The sequence below is a fragment of the Mesorhizobium ciceri biovar biserrulae genome, assembly GCF_001618845.1.
Classification (GTDB): Bacteria; Pseudomonadota; Alphaproteobacteria; order Rhizobiales; family Rhizobiaceae; genus Mesorhizobium; species Mesorhizobium ciceri.
This window is the reverse complement of the sequence record NZ_CP015065.1, coordinates 156,091-169,581: the sequence shown is the minus strand read 5'-3', so window position 1 is coordinate 169,581 and position 13,491 is coordinate 156,091. Positions and strand designations below refer to the sequence as shown.

Sequence of the window (13,491 nt, the reverse complement as noted above, 5' to 3'; positions counted from 1 at the left end):
TTCCACACAAGCGGATGGCTCGAGATGCTGCCAAGGTCAAATTGCTTGCTCCGTCGCAGCGTCAAAAATCGACGCCCGGTTCATGTTGATGTCGATCGGCAGTCTCTCGCCGGGACGGCTGACGTCGTGCGCCTGAAGCTCCGCCACCACTGGCGCGCCGGCAAGGCGGAAGGTCGCATAGCTGCGCGAGCCAGTCGGCTGCAGCAGGTCGATGGTTGCATCATAGCGCAGCGTGCCCGGCTCGGGGGTAGCAGCGTGCGCGCGTGTCAGATGTTCCGGGCGCAGCCCGAGCAGCACCGAATGCCCATCTATAGCGCCATTTAGAGTCCGCCCGGGGGCGATCGGCAGCAGACCATCGGCCAGCCGGATGGCGGCGGCGCTCCCGTCCAAAGCCAGCGTGCCCGGCAGGAAGCTCATGCGTGGGGAACCGAGAAAGCCCGCGACGAAGATCGAGGCGGGGCGCTCGAACAGTTCGAGTGGCGCGCCCTGCTGCTCGATCAACCCGTCGCGCATCAGCACGATGCGGTCAGCCAGTGTCATCGCCTCGATCTGGTCATGGGTGACGTAGATCATCGTCGTGGCGATGTCCTGGTGAAGGCGCTTGATCTCGCCGCGCATTTCGTCGCGAAGCTGGGCATCCAGATTGGACAGCGGCTCGTCGAACAGAAAGATGCGGGGGTTGCGGACTATGGCGCGGCCGATGGCGACGCGCTGACGCTGCCCACCGGATAACTGGCGTGGAAATCGCCCGAGCAAGGGGATGATGCCGAGCATACGCGCAGCCTCGGCAACGCGCGCCTCTACCTCGGGCTTCGGCATCTTGCGCGCCTTGAGACCGAAGCCGATGTTCTTCGCCACGCTCATATGTGGATAGAGCGCATAGTCTTGAAACACCATCGCCACGTCACGATCGCGCGGCCGCAAGTCATTGACCACCTCGCCGCCAATCTCGATCGTGCCTTGCGAACTCTCCTCCAGTCCTGCAATCGTCCTCAAAAGGGTACTCTTGCCGCATCCGGAGGGGCCGACCAGAACGGTGAACTCACCGTCGCGAATGTGGAGGTCAATGCCGCGCACCGCATGGAAGGCGCCGTAGCGCTTGTGCAAGCCGGTGATCCTGACTTCAGCCATGCCTGCCTCTTTCTATCCGCGAACGGCGCCGAGCGTCAGCCCGCGCACGAGATGTCGTTGAGCAAGGACTCCCAGAGCGATGGATGGCACGAGGGAAACAATGGCCAGGGCCGCCGCTTCACCATATTGCGCGCCCTGGAAGCCGATGAAGGAGCGGAATACGGTTGGCAGCGTGAACGCAGTTCGACTGGTCAAAATGAGCGCGAAGAAGAACTCCGTCCAGCAAGCGATGAAAGCGAAGACGGCCGCCGCGACGATGCCCGGGGCGGCAAGCGGCACGGCAACACGCCAGAACGCCTCCCAACGCGTGCAGCCATCGACCAGGGCCGCCTCCTCCATCGACTTCGGCATGCCGCGGAAATACGCGAACATCATCCACACCGACACCGGCAGCGTGAAGACCGTGTAGGCGATGATCAGGCCAATATGGGTGTCGTACAGCCCGACGCCACGATAGATAAGGAATACCGGCAGGACGATGCCGATCGGTGGCAGGAAGCGCTGTGACAGCACCCAGAAAGACAGGTGCTGGCCGCCCGTGTTGTAGCGCGCCAGACTATAAGCCATCAGCGTGCCCAACAACGCTGAAAGCACCGTGGCCGACAGCGAAATGATCAGACTGTTGATGAGCCCGTCGAGGCCGCGATAAGCGAACAGCGCAGCTTTGTAGTGTACAAGGGTCGGCTCGGTAGGGAACCAGACGGGCGGCACGGTGAGGTAGTCGTCGCTCGGCTTGATCGAGGTGTTGAACATCCAGTAGAGGGGCCACAGCACGAACACGAGGAAGAAGCCGAGCAGCAGCATGCGACCGATCGGCACCGACCGGCGTTTCCTGCGGCGGGCGGGCGCGACGGCGGCCATCAGACCGGCTCCACCTTCAAGAGCCGCCGCACCAGCAGCGTCACTACCAGCGCGGTGAAAATCAGGAATAGCCAGCTTCCGGCCGTCGCCTGCGACAGATGAAACTGGGTGAAGCCGACCGTGTAGAGATAGTAGGAAGCCGTGTAGGTTTGCGTACCCGGGCCGCCGCCGGTCATGATAAAAATGGTATCGAACATTCGGATGGCGTCAAGCAGGCGGAAGGTCAACGCCAGCAGCATCATAGACCCGAGATGCGGCAGCGTGATCGCCCAGAAGGCCTGCCAGGCATTGACGCCGTCGAGTTCCGCCGCCTCGTAGAGGTTCGGAGGGATTGCGGTAAGCCCGGCGAGCAGGACGACAAACATGAACGGAGTCCACTGCCAGACATCAGAGATGATCAGCGAGACATAAAGCCATGGGCGCTCGGTCATCCAGCCGATCGTCACCTCCTGCCCCAACAGTTGCGTCAGGATGTAGTTGGTTGGCCCGAAAGGCCGCTGAAGCAGCAGCGTCCACGCTTGGCCGACTATCACCGGGCTGATGAAAAGCGGCACGATCAGGATCGACATGACGACACCGCGCCCCGGAAAGCTGCGCACCATGGTGAGCGCCACCAGAAGGCCCAGCACGAATTCGATGGCGACGCTGATGCTCGACAGGCAGGCCGTCAGCAAGAGCGACCACCGTGCCACGGGATCGAACACCACCCGCTCGAAGTTTTTCAAGCCGACAAAGGCGTGGCCCGGCACCTGGAAGTCGTAGTTGATGAAGGACACGACCAGTGAGAACAGCAGCGGATAGATCGACAGCGCCAGTATCAACAGCACCGCGGGCGCGACCAGAAGCCATTTGAAGTGGCGGTCCGCCCACTGTGCGAGGGTCGAAAGCCGAGGCGGGGCGCCGGTGGTCGTCATGCGACTGATCGTGGTGGTGTGCGGCATCGATTTATTCCAAAGATCGCCACGCGGTTGAGCCAGGGTGTTGCGAGCGAAGCGCCCGCAACACCGGTCTGGTGCTAGAAACCCGGCTCCCCTCCAGGCGAGTCTCAGAGGGTGACTGCCATGCCAAGCTTCTCCACTGTGTTGTCAGCGGTGGCGCCGGGCAGTTTCAGGAACTCGGTGTAGAATGCCTTTTGCGACTCCATCCCGAGCCGATCGGTCGTCTCGTTCCACTCGGCGGCCGCCGTTTCCAGCGATGCTTTCGGATCCGCACCAGCCCACACTGCGGTGCACATGCGGTCGATGCTCAAGAAATAGTCCTGCGCACCTGGCATGATCGGGTCGAGCAGGCCGACATTCGCCGAGTTGTTGAGGTTGGCCAGGTACTCCTTGGCGCTCGGGAACAGTGCTCCATAGAGCTCCGACTTGAAATGCGAAATGCGGTATGGGTCGCGCAGCGCATAGGGCAACATGCAGCGCGCCAGTGAGACGGGAGGCGAGCAGGCCCACTGCATGAACAGATACGCCGCCTCCGGATTGGGCGAATCCGCCGACAGCGCCTTGTTGTAGCCGGTGGCATGTTCCGGATTGCCCGGCACGACGGCATAGCCAACCTTGCCAGCGATCTGCGACTGGGGAATGAAGTTGATCGCCGTGGCGGATTGCGAATAGTTCGCCGCCATCCGGCCGCTTGGAGGCCAGGAATAGATCATCGCAACCTTCCCCGTCAGGAATGCCGCCCAAAGGGAGACGGCGTCGAGCTCGTTGTTACCGGGGATCGAGGCCTTGTTGGCCGCGAGCATGTTCGTCAGCGTCTTGACGCCCGCATCCGACACCAAGCCGGCCTTCATGTCGTCGCCGAACAGTTTCCCGCCGTTGGCACGGTACTGCTGCAGAAAGTCGAACTGATTGCCCGGGCTGCCCGCCTTGCGGAAGTGGCCTGCACCATAAACCTTCGGTGCCATCTGGTCGGTGATGAATTGGGCGATCTGAGCATATTCCTCCCAGGTCTTCGGTGGTCCGAGCTTCGCGTTGAACTTGGTCTGGTAGGCCTCCATCATCTTCGGATCCTCGAAGATGTCCTTGCGGTAGTAGAGAGCGAACATGTCGCCGTCGTCGAAGAAGCCCCAGATCTTTCCCTTGTAGGTCGGCAGCGCCTTGTAGAGAGGATGATAGTCCTCGAGGTCTGCAGGGTTCATATATTTGGCGATATAGTCGTCGAGAGGTGCGATGACGCCGCCATCGGCGAGCGACGGTGTCCAGGCTGGCGAGATGTCGAGCACGTCATAGGCGCCTGAGCCGGCAATGTGCTCGGCGACCGCCTTGGAGTATTGATCGGGATTCGACAGTTCGACCACATTCGACTTCATGCCCGTAAGCTGCTCCCACATCGGCCCACTGAAATTGCGTGGATCGAGCGCCTGCAGGCCTGCCTCGTAGGTCATGTTGATCGTGACGCCCGCATGCGCCTTGGCCGCCTCGACCGCGCGGAAGGCGGAGCCCTCCGCCGGTCCTTCCTTAGATGCTTTCAGCGCAGCGGCCTGCGCCTGTCCCAGCGGCGACGTGGCGTCGGCCAGTTCGAGCTTCTGCTGCGCCAGCGCCCAATCGGTCATCATACCCAAAATGGGTGCAGACGCTGCCAACATACCGGTCATCTGGCCGAAGCGGGTTATGAAATTCCGGCGGGTCGTTTGGCCACGCATGAAGGCGTCGACCTCTGCTTCGAGACCGGCCTGAAAGTCACGTTTTTCACGATCGTTCATAGTGCTTGGTCCTCCCGTTTTCTCATTTGCTCACTCGTCCGCAGGCGCGGCGGTCGAGCATTCCTCCCGTAAGGCCCCCGCAATGGCCGCGGCGGCGCGCCAAATTCTCGCACTCCTAGCTTCCGAAGCGGCCCGCGAAAACGGCCAGCCTATCCTTCCACCGCTCGCTCGAAAGCACCTCGCGATTGACCACACCGCGCGGCTCGCGACCATGTTGAACCTCGATTACCGCTTTGACGTCTGCAGCGCCGTTGCCGGCAAAGCACTGGTCGGTCCAGCACAATGCGTGCGGCGCAAGGATGACGTTGTCGAGTTTGAGGATTGCATCGTCAGCATCCGGCGGCTCCTGCTCCAGCACGTCGAGACCGGCGCCGGCGATACGACGCTCCCGCAGGGCTTGTGCCAACGCCTTCTGGTCGACGATCGGGCCGCGCGCTGTATTGATCAGGTAAGCAGTAGGCTTCATCAGGGCGAGCCGCTCGGCACTGACGAGATGACGCGTGTCAGGCGTCAGCGGACAACTTACCGACAGCACGTCGGCGCGACGAAACAGATCTTCCAGTCCGACCAGCTCCACGCCTAGTTCGGCAGCGACCTTCTTGTCTGCAAATGGGTCATGGGCGATGAACCTCATATCGAAGGGCTTTGCCAGGCGAAAAACTTCGGCGCCTATGTTGCCGATGCCGAGCGACCCCAGCGTACGCCCCACGAGCCCGACACCCATATGTTGGGAGCGCTCCTGGAAGCCATGAGGTCCCTTACGGGTGAGGGCGTCCTTCGTGAACAGCTTGCCGGTGAGTGCCAACATAAAGGTGATGACGGATACGGCGACCGGCCGTCTTACCCCATCGGGCGTGATGACCAGAGCGATGCCGGCGGCAGTGCAGGCCTCGACGTCGACAGTATCGTAGCCGACGCCGAAGCGGGCAACGACGGCCAGCCGACCGCTCTTGGGGACACTCGTGGAAACGAAGCGATGAGTGAGAAGGATCAGCGCATCGAAGTCCTCAAGCTGGTCGGCGCGAAGCGGGTTATTCGATTCCAGGAATGTCATCTCGAGGCCTGGCGCCTTGCGCAGAGGCTCCAGGTCGAAGTCGGGATAGGTCAGCGAGCCGTCCGGCATGCGGAAATCACCGGAAAGCGCCACCTTGAACTTTAGGTCGCCCATTCTCTCCTCCGTTCTTACTGGCACCCGGCCCGGATTTTGGAGACCGCGTCGGCGATCGCGTCGTGCAGTATCCAGACGTCGCCCGAATAACAAATGAAGTCGAAGCCTTGTGCGTAGAACTCGTGGCCCTGCTGGACGTTGGGCACCAGGCGCCCGAGCGACTTGTTGTGCCTTTTGGCGGCGGAAACGATTTTGGCCATCGCGGCGATGAAGGTCGGGTGCGCGAAGTCGCCGGGAATGCCGAGCGAGACCGACAGATCAAAGTGACCGACCCACAGACAATCGACGCCGTCCAATCCCGCAATGCCGTCGATGTTCTTGACGCCGTCGGCGGTCTCGATCAGGCAGATGAACACCGAGCGCTGGTTGGCCGCCTCGAACTTATCTGCAACCGAGCCCGGACGGTAACGGTCATGCGCGATCTGCAGCGCCACGCCGCGAGCGCCAGCCGGATGGTATTTCATGGAACTGATGATGTGCTGCGCCTGCTCGACGGTACTCACCATCGGCGCGATTAATCCTTCGGCCCCCATATCCATGGCGCGGGCGAGGAAATGGTAGTCCTGCGATGGCACACGCACCATAACCGGCAGGTCGGCCGCCTCGAAATAGCGGATCGCGCTCTTGACCGTTTCCAGGCTGAAGCCCGAATGCTCCATATCGAAAAAGGCGAAGTCACAGCCAGCGGACTTCAGGATGTGGCCTATCCCCGGCGTCGCGAACTCGGCGACAAGGGTCCCGAGCTTGACGCGTCTGTGAGACGCTAGCGCCTTGAGACTTGGCTCCGACATGAACTTCCCTCCCGTTCGCCCACAAAGGGCGCATTGCGCCTACGCGTTCTTCAAGACGAAGCTTCGACAACAAGGTCGCAGATCGTCACCAGCTTGGTGTCGACGAGCGGCGCGCTCTGCGAATTGAATTCCTCGAAATGGGCTGTCCGGCAGTGGAGCTTGAATGCAGCCTCGCTGTCGTAAATCTCGTAGAGCAGGACCCGGTCGGGCTCGCCGCGCGCCTGCGTCACATCAAAGCGGCGGCAGCCGGCTTCGCTGCGAACCGACGCGGTCGCGTTGGCGTCCACGAGCTCTCGGAATCTGCCCCGGGCACCCGGCTTGAGGCGGAAATCGACCCAGACCACGAAGCCGCTCATCCCTTGCCACCCGCAATTTCAAGATAGCGTCTGGAGACATATTCCAGATGCCTGCGCATAGCCGCTTCGGAGGCGTCTGGATCGCGCGCGGCGACGGCATCAAAGATTTCGCGATGAGCCTCGTAGGCCTTTCGGTCTTCACCTTTGGCCAAAGTTGTGCGCCGCTGTTCCAGCAGCCATTCGGCCAACGCCGCGTGAATGGCTGTGAAGATACGATTGCGGGTGATCACCGCCAGCACGTAGTGGAAGTCCACATCGGTGCGCTCGAAGCGCGTCAGGTCCCCGATCGACTGCCGGTTGATTTCGAGCGCCTCCTTGAGGCCCTCAATATCCTCTGACGTGGCATTGATGGCGGCGTTGCGGGCAAGCCCGACTTCGAAAAACAAACGCGCGCTCTGGAAGTCATGAACCCCGCCAGGGGCCGAAATCATGTGGCGCGCCGGCCCCGAGAGGGCGTCGATCACGAATTGGGGGGTTGGCCGAGTGACGCGGGCGCGCTCGCCGGATTTCACCTCGACAAGCCCCATCTTGCTCAGATGCAGCAGGGCCTCGCGGATTGAAGGGCGCCCGACCCCGAACTGCCGCATGAGTTCGCGCTCGGATGGGAGCCGGTCGGCTTCGGCCAGCTCTCCCTTGCGGATCATCCGCTCGAGGTGCGCTGCAACCTCCTCCGAAAGCTTCCGCGGTTTGATCAGAACTCCGATCATGTGGCATACCTGTTATACCAGTCGGATACGCTAGGCTCCCAGAGCGCCTCTGTCAACGATCAATTGGGCTGGATAGAGACCGAACAGAGATGCCCAGGCTCGCGCGGCCCGCCTCTTGGATGGCAAGGACGACGATCGATGGGCTGCTCGTAAAAGATCAGCGGCGCAACCTTCACGCCCTCGACCTCGACCACAGGAGTGGCACAGACATGTGCCCTCGCCCCGCTGCGCTGCCCGACCCAGGCAAGCCAGGGCTGCCAAGGGCGAGCGGATTTCCGCTCCAGCCGATCGCGCCAGCGGCCACACCGCCGGTGATGAAACCAAGCGAATGCAGCGCTTCAAGGCATGAAAGTGAGGATAGGCCTTGCAAGGCCGAGAATGCCGTCGACCTGAACCCGTCCACCGTGAGTCATATGAACCTGGGTATCTGGAGTGAAGGAAGCCATCGCCCGGAGGAACCACACCGCCGACGAAGGCTGTGATGATCCTACCCTCGGAATCGATTGTGCGAAGTTAGGAATTCCCAAAGCGGACCGGTTCCGCGGGCGCACAGACCTCGCGGGAGATAGCCGCGCACAACCGCAAGGTAGAAGGCCTGCGACCGGGGCGGACAGATATGGCGATGTCACCGACTCTGGGCTCGTGCTGAATTGCTTCGATTCGCCGAAGGCCAAGCGGATAGCTCGGTGTCATGTTCAGCCGACACCCACTCCATACGACGTCGTCGAACCACTGCTGCGCGGCGTGACGCAATGGGTTCCGGAACCAAAACTGCGACCCGATTGCAGGATTGCGACTCGTCGCCAAGCGCATTTGTCCGCGAAAACGTCGCCCGCTTCATCAACATGACACCGGAGACATTCTCGGGCATCTATGGGGCCGCATCCAGGGAAACGCACTGGCTGTCCTATGAGCTACGCCGCGCTCGTCTCGGGCAGAAGTTTGCGACCGACGAGGTTGCAGCGGGCAAAATCGACATCTCATCAACGTCGACTCAACACACTCGAGAACCATCCGGACCTCGCCCGGGTCATCATTGGCTCACTGATGAATGCCATCTACAATCGCAATGAAGCAGGCCAGTTCGGATCTTGTCGATGAGCTGATTTCCATGAAATTCGTTCAGGAGATGAAATCCACCCAACAGCGCGTTGGCAAGCCTCCGACCCCGCTTGAAGATGGGCCCCCCTCCCCTTCCCGAGATCAGCTGTTCAACGGTGTCCGCGGCAGCCTACGGCGACAGCGACCTCAAGGGCCAAGAGTGACACCATAGAGCCGGGAATGATGGTCTTGGCATCGTTGTTCCCGAGCCGACAAATTCGGTTTCTACCTCAGGCCGGATTTCATCACCAAGCGTCTGCTATCAACGCTCGGGTGGCACCCTCGTCGGTTGCGAACGCTCCCTTGGCGAGCAGATAAAGGAAGTTTCGGGCGCTCGCCCGCACCGCTCAAAACGATGGTGCGCGAACTGCGGTCTCCAGCGATCGGCTTTCAGTCGGGTAACGGTTGACCTCCGCATGCAAACGCACCTGCAGGAGGCACGCTGACCTACCCTATGTCAGCGAATATCGTTTGAGGCCGCTAGAGACGAATTGGGGTCGGTCCGAGCTTTGGACGTTTGCGTCTCGTCATGATGGAGGAGGTCGGCCATTGCTTTTGATGCCTTCGACCAAGCCTCAGCCGGCAAAGCGAGCCCGCCTACCGCCTTGAGCGGGTGGAAGCGCCCTCCCCTCCCCTAAGCCGCTCCGCTGATGGGGCGGTTTTTACTGCCGTAAAGACTGCTCTTTGTGTCAGAAAAACCAGGCGTTTAGCCAGATGAGCGGGAGAGTTCCAGTCGAACGACAACCCGCCATTATCCGACGACAGCAGGAATCGGCCGCAAGGAAGCCCGCTAGTGCTGTTCACCTTCTGTTAACCTAAAACTTCTTGCCGGGCTTTCCGAATCGGAGCTTAATGGCGCTTGTTGAATAATTTCATCGCAAAAAGCGCCAATTCAGGTTTTCGACGAGAATGAATATCGCCATGCGGCTACCGAGCTTCGAGTTCGATGAGAAAATCCTCGAGCAGGGTGCTGAGATATCACGGCGCCTTAACCAGCTTCGGATGGAGAAATTTCCCCCCGATGCGGCGAAGACGCTGCGTTCGTTTTCGATGGCAGAAGTCGCTCACTATCTTGGTGTCTCGCAGAACAATCTGAAGCGCCTTCATCTGGAGGGCAAGGGCCCCCTGCCCGAGCAGATCCCATCGGGACGCCGGTCCTACACTGCCCAGCAGATGCTTGAGCTGCGCCATTTCCTGGACCAGCATGGCAGGACCGAAGTCAAGAAGTATGTCCCGCACCGCAAGTCCGGCGACAAGCTCCAGGTCGTTGCTGTCGTCAACTTCAAGGGGGGCAGTGGCAAGACAACGACTGCCGCCCACCTCGCCCAGCATCTGGCCTTGACCGGCCACCGTGTTCTTGCAATCGATCTCGATCCTCAAGCCTCACTGTCGGCCCTGCATGGCTTCCAGCCGGAACTTGATAACAACCTCTCGCTCTATGAGGCGATTCGTTACGATGACGAACGCCGCTCGATTGCGGACGTAATCCTTCCGACGAATTTTCCAGGTCTCGATATCATCCCCGCCAATCTCGAATTGCAGGAATACGAATACGACACGCCCCTCGCCATGCAGGATAAGACGTCAAATGCCGGGCGCCAGTTCTTCACGCGCATGGCGAAGGCGTTAACGGAGGTCGACGATCGCTATGACGTTGTCGTGGTTGATTGCCCGCCCCAGCTTGGCTACCTGACGTTGACGGCCATGTCGGCGGCGACGTCGGTTCTCATTACAGTTCATCCGCAGATGCTCGACCTGATGTCTATGAGCCAGTTCCTGCTCATGCTCGGCGGCATATTGAAAACCATCAAGGCCGCCGGTGCGGCAATCGAGCTCGATTGGTTTCGATATCTGATCACACGCTACGAGCCGACGGATATCCCGCAGGCGCAGATGGTAGGCTTCATGCAGTCCATGCTTGCCGGCCAGATCCTGGAGAACCCGATGTTGAAGTCGACGGCGATTTCGGACGCGGGTCTCACCAAGCAGACGCTCTACGAGGTGGAGAAGTCGGCCTTTACCCGTTCCACCTACGACCGTGCACTGGAATCCCTCGATGCGGTCAATGCTGAAATCGCGACGCTGATCCATCGTGCGTGGGGACGGTCATGACGGCGAAGTTTACGGCAGTAAAAACTGGAAATTTTGTCTTTGAAATCAAATCGCTAACCGCGATTGGAGGCGGTTAAATGGCACGCAGGGACATTTTCGGCAGTGTGTTGGGCCCTGCGACGGCAGTGGCTGATGCGAAGGACGTATCCGGGTATGCCGTTCGCGGGGCGTCGCGCTCCATCATGCAATCCTTCGAGGAGCTCTCCAAGAGCTCGGTCGTGGATCTCGATCCGGCATTTGTGGACACCTCCTTCGTTTCGGATCGCCTGGACGAAGACGATGAGGCATATCAGGAGTTGCTTGCGGCCATTCGGGAAAGAGGACAAGATTCTCCGATCCTGGTCAGGCCTCATCCTGAGCTCTCCGGTCGCTTTCAGACCGTCTTCGGGCATCGGCGCGTCAAGGTTGCCCGCCAGCTGGGACGGCCAGTACGCGCGGTCGTCAAGAAGATGGGCGATGAGGATCATGTTATTGCCCAGGGCCAAGAGAACGCCGCAAGGGCCAATTTGTCCTTCATCGAAAGGACCCTGTTTGCCGATCGCATTCTCAAGCGCGGCCACACGCCCGACACGGTGAAGTCGGCTTTGGCGCTCGATGACACGACCTTCTCGAAGATGCGTTCTGTTACCAGCAACATTCCAGAGCCAGTCATTGTGGCCATTGGCGCCGCCAAGACTGTTGGTCGGGACAGATGGTGGCAGCTCGCCAAGCTCATGGAGCATCCGGATAGCGCGGGCAGGGCGGCCGACTATGTGGCAAGTCCAGAGTTCGCCACGTCAGGCAGTGACGCACGATTTGCGCGTCTGTTCGACTTCATGAGCGCGCCGGCAAAACGCGCGCCAGCAGCATCGAAGACACAGGAAAAGGCTTGGGCACCGCACGACAGATCCGTGCGAGCCAAGATCACCGACACAGGAAAAGTGTTTACGCTTGCCCTGAAGGCCAAGGAAGCCTCGCCGTTCGGAGCGTTCATAACCGATCGGCTGGACGAGCTTTTCGAGGCTTTTCGGCAATCGGAAACAGCCAAGAAAACAGGAGACTGAAACCGCAAAAGAAAAAGGCCCCCGAACGTCGCCGTCGCGGAAGCCCTTCTCGTCTGTAGCAAGCTGAGAATCGCACTTCCCCGAATCACTGTCAAGAGTCGTGGCGCCATTTCGGCGAGCAGATTTCTTTTGCCTGATTGAAAGGTGAGGGAAATGGAGAGTGGGTTTGCGACGACGCCCTTCGGGCGGCGGCCGATGACGCTTGCGTTGGTGAAAGCCAACACGGCGTCAAGGCAGATACCTCAGGGGTCTGTCGTCGAGAAATGGCAGGTTTATCGGTGGCTGTGCGAGGGCAAGTCGATTGTCGGCGTCGGCGATCGCGCCCTGGCGGTGCTCAGCGGGCTTTTGACGTTTTATCCAGACGACCAGATCAGCGAGGAAAACGGGTTGATGGTCTTTCCGTCCAACGCTCAGCTATCGCTGCGGGCGCACGGCATGGCCGATTCCACGCTGCGCAGGAACCTGGCGGAACTGGTAAGTTGCGGCCTCATCATCCGCAGGGACAGCGCCAACGGCAAAAGATTTGCCCGCAAAGGGGCGGGCGGGGCTGTGGTGGAGGCCTTCGGCTTCTCCCTGGCCCCGTTGATCACCAGGGCAGCGGAGTTTCAGCAGGCGGCCGACCAGGTTCGAGCCGACGGTCGGGCGCTCAGACTGATGCGGGAGCGCATCACGCTGCACCGCCGCGACATCCATAAGCTGATCGAGGCGGCTGTCGAGGAGGATGTGCCCGGGGACTGGGGAACGCTGTGGAAGCGGTTCCGGGCCATTGTGGACGCAATTCCACGCCGGGCAGGCCTGTCGGAGCTGGAAGGGGTCGTCGCCGAGCTGGTAGAGCTGCACGAAGCGGTCAACAAGATGCTGGAAAGCTTCACAAATGCCAAGAATCCTAGCGGCAATGAGTCCCATAATGAGCGGCAGCAATCTGATTCAAACACAGACTCCGCTTTTGTATTTGAACCGGCTTTCGAAAAAAGCAGGGCGGAGGCCGAGCCAACATCCCACCCCCCCGAGAAGCCGAAAGGCTACCCGATTGGACTGGTGCTGCGGGCCTGTCCCGATATTGCCGACTATGCCGTCAACGGGATCGGAAGCTGGCGCGACTTGATGATGACCGCCGCCCAGGTGCGAGGATACCTTGGCGTGTCGCCTTCAGCCTATGAGGAGGCTTGCCATGTGATGGGCCAGGAAGTTGCCGCGATCGTGATCGCCTGCATTCTGCAAAGAGCGCAGCATATCAACTCGGCTGGCGGTTATCTGCGCGTGCTGACCGAAAAGGCAAAAGCGGGTGAGTTTTCTGTTGGACCTATGCTCATGGCGGCGCTGAAAGCCAATGGCGCGTCAGCACGGATGACCGGATGAGCGGCAAGATGTCGCGGGGCAGCGGCGTAAGGATGTGACCGGTGCTGTTGAGGTGGCCTGGCACATTCCCACCTGTCGGCGGGGTTTGCGGCGCGGCCACTGAACGGGTTCGTTCTTGAAAACAGTCTACAAGTGCCATATCTTCTGCACACGAAATATGA

At 60.6% G+C, this 13,491-nt stretch carries 11 protein-coding genes and 1 pseudogene; 4 read left to right on the top strand and 8 right to left on the bottom strand.

The genetic code is table 11. From position 1 onward, the window contains the following. Positions 1 to 36: 36 nt before the first annotated feature. From A4R29_RS30675 to nanR, 8 genes are all read right to left on the bottom strand, one after another. Positions 37 to 1,131, bottom strand: coding sequence for an ABC transporter ATP-binding protein (locus A4R29_RS30675; RefSeq protein ID WP_063173905.1), 1,095 nt, complete (start codon positions 1,129 to 1,131; stop codon positions 37 to 39). Between the two features lie 12 nt (positions 1,132 to 1,143). Beyond that, a complete protein-coding gene (locus A4R29_RS30670) occupies positions 1,144 to 1,992 on the bottom strand; it encodes a carbohydrate ABC transporter permease (protein WP_063173904.1) in 849 nt (282 codons plus the stop codon). Next, a complete protein-coding gene (locus tag A4R29_RS30665) occupies positions 1,992 to 2,933 on the bottom strand; it encodes a carbohydrate ABC transporter permease (RefSeq protein ID WP_063173903.1) in 942 nt (313 codons plus the stop codon). Before A4R29_RS30665 ends, A4R29_RS30670 begins: the two co-directional genes overlap by 1 nt. Before the next feature lie 104 nt (positions 2,934 to 3,037). Continuing rightward, entirely contained in the window at positions 3,038 to 4,693 is a 1,656-nt protein-coding gene (locus tag A4R29_RS30660; RefSeq protein WP_063173902.1) for an extracellular solute-binding protein, read from the bottom strand. 115 nt (positions 4,694 to 4,808) lie between these two features. After that, a complete protein-coding gene (locus A4R29_RS30655) occupies positions 4,809 to 5,816 on the bottom strand; it encodes an NAD(P)-dependent oxidoreductase (RefSeq protein WP_206619016.1) in 1,008 nt (335 codons plus the stop codon). A 59-nt stretch (positions 5,817 to 5,875) separates the two neighbouring features. After that, entirely contained in the window at positions 5,876 to 6,652 is a 777-nt protein-coding gene (locus A4R29_RS30650) for an HpcH/HpaI aldolase family protein (RefSeq protein ID WP_013525325.1), read from the bottom strand. Between the two features lie 50 nt (positions 6,653 to 6,702). Beyond that, entirely contained in the window at positions 6,703 to 7,008 is a 306-nt protein-coding gene (locus tag A4R29_RS30645) for a putative quinol monooxygenase (protein ID WP_063173900.1), read from the bottom strand. Further along, positions 7,005 to 7,715 (bottom strand): transcriptional regulator NanR, encoded by a 711-nt coding sequence (nanR, locus tag A4R29_RS30640; RefSeq protein ID WP_027163180.1) that lies wholly within the window; start codon positions 7,713 to 7,715, stop codon positions 7,005 to 7,007. The genes A4R29_RS30645 and nanR overlap by 4 nt, the downstream gene beginning before the upstream one ends. A 759-nt stretch (positions 7,716 to 8,474) precedes the next feature. Between nanR and A4R29_RS35200 the strand changes: the two are divergent. From A4R29_RS35200 to repC, 4 genes and pseudogenes are all read left to right on the top strand, one after another. Continuing rightward, a pseudogene (locus A4R29_RS35200) lies at positions 8,475 to 8,786 on the top strand (type IV secretory system conjugative DNA transfer family protein); the annotation flags it as partial. 939 nt (positions 8,787 to 9,725) lie between these two features. Continuing rightward, positions 9,726 to 10,928 (top strand): plasmid partitioning protein RepA, encoded by a 1,203-nt coding sequence (gene repA, locus A4R29_RS30635; protein WP_013525328.1) that lies wholly within the window; start codon positions 9,726 to 9,728, stop codon positions 10,926 to 10,928. Positions 10,929 to 11,005: 77 nt separating this feature from the next. Further along, positions 11,006 to 11,971, top strand: a complete 966-nt coding sequence (gene repB, locus A4R29_RS30630) for a plasmid partitioning protein RepB (RefSeq protein WP_013525329.1) — start codon at positions 11,006 to 11,008, stop codon at positions 11,969 to 11,971. A 153-nt stretch (positions 11,972 to 12,124) separates the two neighbouring features. Beyond that, complete coding sequence (gene repC / locus A4R29_RS30625; RefSeq protein ID WP_063173899.1) at positions 12,125 to 13,330, top strand: plasmid replication protein RepC; 1,206 nt, start codon at positions 12,125 to 12,127, stop codon at positions 13,328 to 13,330. Positions 13,331 to 13,491 lie beyond the last annotated feature (161 nt).

Coding starts and splice junctions, on each gene's coding strand:
- A4R29_RS30675 (WP_063173905.1), bottom strand. CDS start 1,131: ATGGCTGAAGTCAGGATCACCGGCTTGCACAAGCGCTACGGCGCCTTC.
- A4R29_RS30665 (WP_063173903.1), bottom strand. CDS start 2,933: ATGCCGCACACCACCACGATCAGTCGCATGACGACCACCGGCGCCCCG.
- A4R29_RS30645 (WP_063173900.1), bottom strand. CDS start 7,008: ATGAGCGGCTTCGTGGTCTGGGTCGATTTCCGCCTCAAGCCGGGTGCC.
- repB (WP_013525329.1), top strand. CDS start 11,006: ATGGCACGCAGGGACATTTTCGGCAGTGTGTTGGGCCCTGCGACGGCA.
- A4R29_RS30655 (WP_206619016.1), bottom strand. CDS start 5,816: ATGCCGGACGGCTCGCTGACCTATCCCGACTTCGACCTGGAGCCTCTG.
- repC (WP_063173899.1), top strand. CDS start 12,125: ATGGAGAGTGGGTTTGCGACGACGCCCTTCGGGCGGCGGCCGATGACG.
- A4R29_RS30660 (WP_063173902.1), bottom strand. CDS start 4,693: ATGAACGATCGTGAAAAACGTGACTTTCAGGCCGGTCTCGAAGCAGAG.
- A4R29_RS30650 (WP_013525325.1), bottom strand. CDS start 6,652: ATGTCGGAGCCAAGTCTCAAGGCGCTAGCGTCTCACAGACGCGTCAAG.
- nanR (WP_027163180.1), bottom strand. CDS start 7,715: ATGATCGGAGTTCTGATCAAACCGCGGAAGCTTTCGGAGGAGGTTGCA.
- repA (WP_013525328.1), top strand. CDS start 9,726: ATGAATATCGCCATGCGGCTACCGAGCTTCGAGTTCGATGAGAAAATC.
- A4R29_RS30670 (WP_063173904.1), bottom strand. CDS start 1,992: ATGGCCGCCGTCGCGCCCGCCCGCCGCAGGAAACGCCGGTCGGTGCCG.